Source organism: Aeromonas sp. s6, assembly GCF_040907815.1.
Classification (GTDB): domain Bacteria; phylum Pseudomonadota; class Gammaproteobacteria; order Enterobacterales; family Aeromonadaceae; genus Aeromonas; species Aeromonas caviae.
The window spans coordinates 1-6,813 of the sequence record NZ_JBFOCN010000012.1 but is presented as its reverse complement, the minus strand read 5'-3'; the positions used below and the strand labels follow the sequence as shown (position 1 = coordinate 6,813).

The window sequence follows — 6,813 nt, the reverse complement described above, 5'->3', positions numbered from 1 at the left end:
GGCATTTACGGGAGAAAAAATCGGCTCAAACATGAAGAAATGAAATGACTGAGTCAGCCGAGAAGAATTTCCCCGCTTATTCGCACCTTCCCTAGTAAAAAGGACAAACTCTCCTTATGGAGCTTGAGGTATATGTTCTGTCATTCATTTCACCTTATGCATAATTGGTAGAACACGCTTATTCACACCATTGCCTCTTCATACACTTTTTCAACTTCAGCAAACTTAGTTACACTCTCTAGGCGAGTTAAAGTTGTGAGTTTCATCGAGTTTTTCATTGGGCGATGTGGCACGTTGGTCACCGGAGTTTGCAGCGAAAGTGGCTTGCCTAGCTCAAATAAATAATACAAATCAGCAGAGCCTGATTTCTTACCTGCTTGATCTTCGGTAATGGTGTAGCGTGGTAATAGGGTTATGCGTTTAACCGGCCAAAGTTTGTCAATTTGCTTGGTCGAACTATGGGTGTCTGAGGTAGACGCCAACGCTAAATAGCGAATTTCCTCTGCAATATGCTGCTTAAATTTCTGCAAAAACATGCTTTGCGGCAAGTGATACCACTGTGCCGTACCTTGCTCAAATTTTTCGAAGTAGCCATTATCACGGCCACGTTGTCCACCCAATGCCACTGTCAAAGTCAAATCGGAGTACAGCAGTTGGCGCATGCCGTAATACGGTATGCGTGCAGCTTCTTGTACGTAGAGCCTTTCTGCCATGCCGATCACTGGATACATAGCCTCATTACCTTGCCCTGCTTGTGTATTCGGCGCTGTGCCAATTTGGGCTTGCAAGAACTCAAGCAACCACTGGTGACCGGTATAACTGCTCTCCGTCTGACGAGGACCAGTTTGACTGGGCTCATTTTGTCTAGGTAATAATGCAAATGCGCCAATACCGACTTCTTCTATCGCGGCTGCGTAGGGGTTTTGTTTTGTGGCTTGATCAAAAAAGCCAGGGTATAAAGCAAACGCTCCAAAAACTGGGCGGCTTTTCTTGGCAGGTTGACCTGCGATTGAACCAAATGGAGACTCAAACAAGCGCGGCTCTGATAAACGAATGAGTGCATCACGATAACGGTGCATTTGGTTAATGGCATCGTCTGGTACGTAATCGGTAGTTTCAATATCTTCATTACTGTCATCCAAACGGCTTTTATCGGTTTTAATACGGTATTTGGCATCAAACAGCCAAATAAACTGTTTCTCTTCAGAGGTACCTAAGTTTGCGTTTGTAGGCAGCGTCACTTCCAACACAATATCCGGCTCTTGATTCACCAAGTACGAGCGGATCGATTTTCCTTGTTTGGTAAACTTAGGCTCGTGTGCCAGCCTAGCCGTCACACCATCTGAGCGTTTAAAGCGAAAGGCACCGGCAAAGCCATCTTTTAGTTGGTACTCAAAAAAGTCATTTTGAGCGAGCTTCGTTGCACTATTTTCCACCAATTCAAAGCCAAGATCATGCTCTAAAATCTGTTTCAGACATAGAAAGCACCACACCTCATAAATCTCAGCCACCGACTTCATCGAAATGCTCGAGTGATTGCCAAACACATCTAAATAAAATTTCAGATCCTGCCAAACACGATACACCGCACTATAACCTGTTCTTTGCTGTAGTACTAACGACTCACAGCTTAACCCTGTGTATGCGCCAACCTCTTTTAAAAAACTTTGGCCTAACACTTTTTGCAGCGGTTGTTGCCAACTATGTAGTTCATTTAAAAATGAATCAGATAACCGTTGACGTTCTGGCACGCGGTTACTTTGCCTGAGCTTTTGTTCAAATTCCGCTAATTGTCGCTTGCTTTTAGTCACCGCCATTTTTATAAAGCGGTTTTCAGGGGTATCGACGCCCAGTTTATTTTTTTCGACCGCATAGCGTTTATCGTACTTGCAATTAGCAAAGTCTTGCTTTAATTGCTCGGCTAACTTATGTGGCAAGCGGCCTTTTAATTTGACGGCTTTAATATTAGCCACTGTAGGTTGTAAACGGCTATGAGGTGCGGCACAAATCACTTTTAAGCCTTGCTCAAAACGCGCCCTTAACGCTGCAAAATTAGCCAACCACATCAGTGGAAAATGCCTACGTTGCTGGCTATTCGCTGCATCTTGTTCAGTTTTTTCTACTAAACTAAAGCGCCAAAGGGGGTAAACCTTGTCTATGGCTTGGTACATGGCTGGCATGTCTTGGTGCAGAGCCATTTTGGTTGGCAGTACTTCAAACGCAATATGCTGAGTCTGTATTTTACCATTAAGTTCAAACGTGAGTGGCAAACGTAACCACCCCACATCATTGCCGGTATTGATGGTACCAGTTAAACGTGCAGGCACTACGCCCCTTGCTGTTTTTACTTCGGGGGCAAAACGAAATGCCTCATTCACACTTTGGCTGTGATGGGTTAAGCGCGCATTAGACACTTCACTAAAAAAGACCCACTCAAACTGGTACTGGGTATTCTCAAAAAACAAGGGAGAGTTTAATGTCAGCTCAGCGTGTTTCGCTAAGCCATTTGCAACAAGGCCACTTTCATCTAACCCACTTTTTACTAAGCCATCTGCAACTACCCCTTGCGGCTCAATGGCATTGCTAAGTTCAGCCGCAGGAGCAAAGCACATTTCGTAGCTAGGTTGTGCATGATTAGCGCTCGCCCTGTGTGCCACTGTATTCTGGTACACGCTCAACCGCTGGCTAATATCATTAGCCCAGACCGAAAACTCAAAGTCGGGGGTTTGTAATCGTATTAACTCTGGCATTCCCTACCACTCCTTACGCCATCGCAGTGCTGGTTAAGCTTAAATGTTGCATTCATTGCAGAAAGCATCAAACAACACCAACCCCTTAAGGCCAGAAACTGGTGAAAGTGGCACTGGCTAATCGCTCGCTCATCCACTTCAACTTAGCTTTCGAACGGCAAGGGATGCGTAGCACTTTTTGCTCATCTGTTACATCGCCCTCTATCGCTCTTTCACGATATAAGTCAGGGCGCTGATCTTCTTCTTCCGTTGCAGACGCTAACCAAATTGGGGCTAACTGGTCTGCCAGCACAGTATTCAGCTCTGCCAACAAAGCCTTACCATCTGATGTGGTGAGTTTGTCGGTATCGCCCTCGATCCGCGGCAATACCTTACTCATCATAAAATCGTCCCACACGGCTTTTAGGGTCAAGTCATCTTGTGGTTGGCTACTGGCTACTGCAAGCAGTAACTCATTGAGCGCACGAAACGCCAATTCAAACGGTGTGTTTTTTAGCACTGCATTTACTTTATTTAAAAAGCTAACCGTTGCATCACCAGCATTTATTTTTTCACCACCTTTAGCTTCTATCTCAAAGTCGACATCCGCCTTGCTGGCGTTTGACCAAATCGGATAGCTAAGGCGCTTGTTACAACTGGCTGGGGTGAAAAAGTCGTTATAGTCGTTCGGGAAAAACTCGCCAAAATCAAAGCTTAGTGCACGATCTATCACCTTACGCGAAAAGCCATGAGTGGTTTCATCCATATTCACAGTGCCCGCGACCAGTAAGTTAAACGGAATGCCTAAACCATATTGGCAAATATTATCCCACAGCTCATCGTATTGAGCACCATCAAAGCCTAGCGCTTCGCGTAGCTTTCCTTTATCTGCGACTTCTTTAATAGTTGTTGATTTTAATAGCGCATCACTACTGTAGGTAAAGCTATCACCTGTCCAACACCACTCGCGGGTTTCCAGTACCGATAAGTAATCGGAAAAATACTGCTCAACAGGGGCAAGGTTCATTTCATCCAAGCACAACCAGTAAGGCAATATCTGCGCAAGCGCATCACGTTCGCCTGCTACGACTAATCGCTCGCCTTGGTCTTCGCTATCTTGAACTTCAACGGTTAATTTACTATCAGCAATGGCACGCCAGGCTTTGGCGATAAACTGCAATACATCGGTAGTGATGTATTCTGCTTTTCCGTCTTTTGCGAGGCGAGAAATATAACCAAGCAAATCACTCGGCTCATGCCAGTCGGGGCGCACCGAGGTTAAGCAATAAGTTTCAGCAAACTGGCCAGAAGTTTTTGCTTGTTCACGCACAAAATGGGTTTTACCTGTACCAGAGATACCTGCTAGAAGGATGAATGGTTTAGGTAAAACCGTTTTAACTAAGCTAAAAGGCTGAACAGATTTATTTTTCACATACAACTTTATTGATATAGGTTTCTGACTAGGCTTAACGATGAGGGCTGTTACACCGTATGAGCTTAAAATATCTACGACAGCCCCAAGCTCATCTTGCTGCTTCTCTACACCACCACAAGTCAAAAAAGCAAATCTAGTTTTTCCACTACATCTTTTACCGAATCGCTTTAAAACCGTTTGCCATTCGTTAATACTTGAGCTAGTGCACTCAAACTCCTCATCTAAATATGAAATTTTAAAAATACCATTCTCAAGATCTTTTTTTGCACCTAAAACAGAAATATCATCCAGCTCAACAAATACACTAAGTACATCATCTTCTGATATATATCTCTGTTTCTTGCTATAATTATTTAAAACGGTATCCTTAATGTAATTTCGAGAGAGCCTATCGCCAGCAATTTTTATTAACTGAGGATCATTTTCCAATTCATCTTGGAACTTACCAGACCTAGCTGAATCAAGCCCCATATAACCAACTTCATCGGCTTTTGAGAAAATATAAGCAAAAACCTCATCCCTGTTTTCTTTCATGTATTAATCAATCCTGTTTTAATAAAAACTCTCTGATTGATGTTGCCACCTCATATGACAACATAGGTGGTACTGCATTACCTATTTGCATAACATTTGATGTAGCAGAATGAGGGAAAACAAAAGAGTCGGGGAACGTCTGTAGACGAGCACACTCCCTGATTGTTAGCCTTCTATCTAATTCATAATGAAATTGGACTCGAGACTTAGCGTTTGCCCTGATTGTGTAAGAGGGTTCGTCTGCTTTGCAGTGCTCATCACCTTGGCCATTCCCTTTCTTGGCTTTTGATGCCTTGAAATACTGGCTTTGGTTTGGAATAGTCTCATCAATAACTTTTTCCAAATCTTCGATTGCCCATTTAGTTCCGCGATGCATACCAACAAATTTTGGTTCTGGCTTTATAGGTTCACCTTCAAGATCATTTCTGGTACAAACAAAAAACAGCCTTCTCCGACTTTGTGGCACACCATAATCTGGAGCAAAAAGATCCCACACTTGGACTTTATAACCTTGCTCGCTAAAATCATTAACTATAGTATCTAGCACAGCACCATTTTGCATTCGCGCTAAATTAGGAACATTTTCAGCGCATACAATTTTAGGTTTGTGATGTTGCATATATCTAACTAGAACTTTGTATAGTTGACCTCTGTCAGAGCTAAGACCTCTTTTAGGACCACAAGAACTAAAATCTTGGCATGGAAAGCCACCAATTAACACATCAGCACTTGGAAAGTCATTAACAAGATCTTCAGATAACTCAACTTGGCTAATAGGTATATTTAAGTTTTTCTTTATTGTTTCTACACACTTCTCATCTTTCTCATAAGCAGCCAGAGTTGTGAATGGTTGACTTTCAAAGTATTGACTTTTGTATTTAAAGCCACCTTCAAATCCCATATCCAGCCCACCAACACCTGTAAACATTGAGACCAAAGAAAATTTATTTTCTAACAATTTTTTTCCATCATTCAAACTCAAACCACATAGTATATTGAAATTACTATACTTAACCTTCGGCCTAATACTTTTCCCAAAACTCTCAATATTAATAAGACCATGTCTCTCTAACGTTTTAATAGTTCGAGAAAGATTACTTACAGCTCGCCCAGTTAATTCAGATAATTCTGTAATATTTTCAGGTTTTTTTTCTGCGATAGTCTTTAACAAATGCTGATTTTCTTCGGATAGAACCGATGCAATTGATTTAAGGGAGTCAAACCAAACATCTACTTGGTTTGTGGAACTTGGAGTTTGACCTTTAATACCAATAATACAGCTAGTCACGCCTATACCTACCTCTGACACAAGACACCCTTAATACTAGATAAATAAACAAACCATATGTTATCAGCTAATGATAAGACGTCAACTGTAATTCAGGTGCTAATCATCCAAGATACTGCCTTTAACACAGTACATACGTGGACGGGTGTTATCGGGCCGGCTGGCGTCCGGCTGGTCTGTCCTAGCGATGATACCCGGTTGCTGTTGCAGCAAGTGAACGTGCTGCTAGGCTGTGTTCTCAAAATGCTGGTTTTCTGTCCACACATAACTCGCGCAAGTAGCGAAGGCAGAAAGCCAGTTTGATAAAGGCTGCAAAACTCTTGGCTAGCTTTTCATATCTCGTTGAAAACCGGCGAAACTTCTTCAACCAACCGAAGCACCGCTCCACGACATTGCGCCTGCGGTAATGCACCTTGTCCAGTACCAATGGACGCCCCTTATGGCGCCGTTGCTGGTCGCTGCGTTGCGGAATGACCGCTTTTATCCTTCTCCGCCGTAGCTCGGCTCGAAAGGCTTTGCTGCTATAGGCCTTGTCTGCGGCAAGATGCGCTGGCCGTGTTCGGTAGCGACCTGATGACGTTGGTATCCTCGCCATGGCCAACGCGCTTGTTGCATAGCTGATTTCTGCTGATTGCCCCGGTGACAGGCAGAAGCTCAGTGGTAAGCCATGACCGTCCGTGACCAAGTGAATTTTGCTGCCGAAACCTCCCCGCGAACGGCCAAGGGCTTGATTCATTGAGGTGTTTTTTTACGTGCACCGGCAGCATCTTTGGATGCTCTGACATTGGAGCCGTCCAGGCACCACAGGTCGAAATCGATGAGCCCTT

3 protein-coding genes and 1 pseudogene are annotated in these 6,813 nt (G+C 43.5%); all 4 read right to left on the bottom strand.

The window, feature by feature from the left end:
* Window positions 1-182 precede the first annotated feature (182 nt).
* On the bottom strand, window positions 183-2,750 hold the full coding sequence (locus AB5Y50_RS00830) for a restriction endonuclease-like protein (protein WP_161653665.1): 2,568 nt from the start codon (window positions 2,748-2,750) through the stop codon (window positions 183-185).
* Window positions 2,751-2,835: 85 nt separating this feature from the next.
* Complete coding sequence (locus AB5Y50_RS00825) at window positions 2,836-4,698, bottom strand: McrB family protein (RefSeq protein ID WP_368162381.1); 1,863 nt, start codon at window positions 4,696-4,698, stop codon at window positions 2,836-2,838.
* A gap of 7 nt (window positions 4,699-4,705) precedes the next feature.
* Entirely contained in the window at window positions 4,706-6,007 is a 1,302-nt protein-coding gene (dcm, locus tag AB5Y50_RS00820) for a DNA (cytosine-5-)-methyltransferase (protein ID WP_161653664.1), read from the bottom strand.
* Window positions 6,008-6,224: 217 nt separating this feature from the next.
* A pseudogene (locus AB5Y50_RS00815) lies at window positions 6,225-6,813 on the bottom strand (IS5 family transposase); the annotation flags it as partial.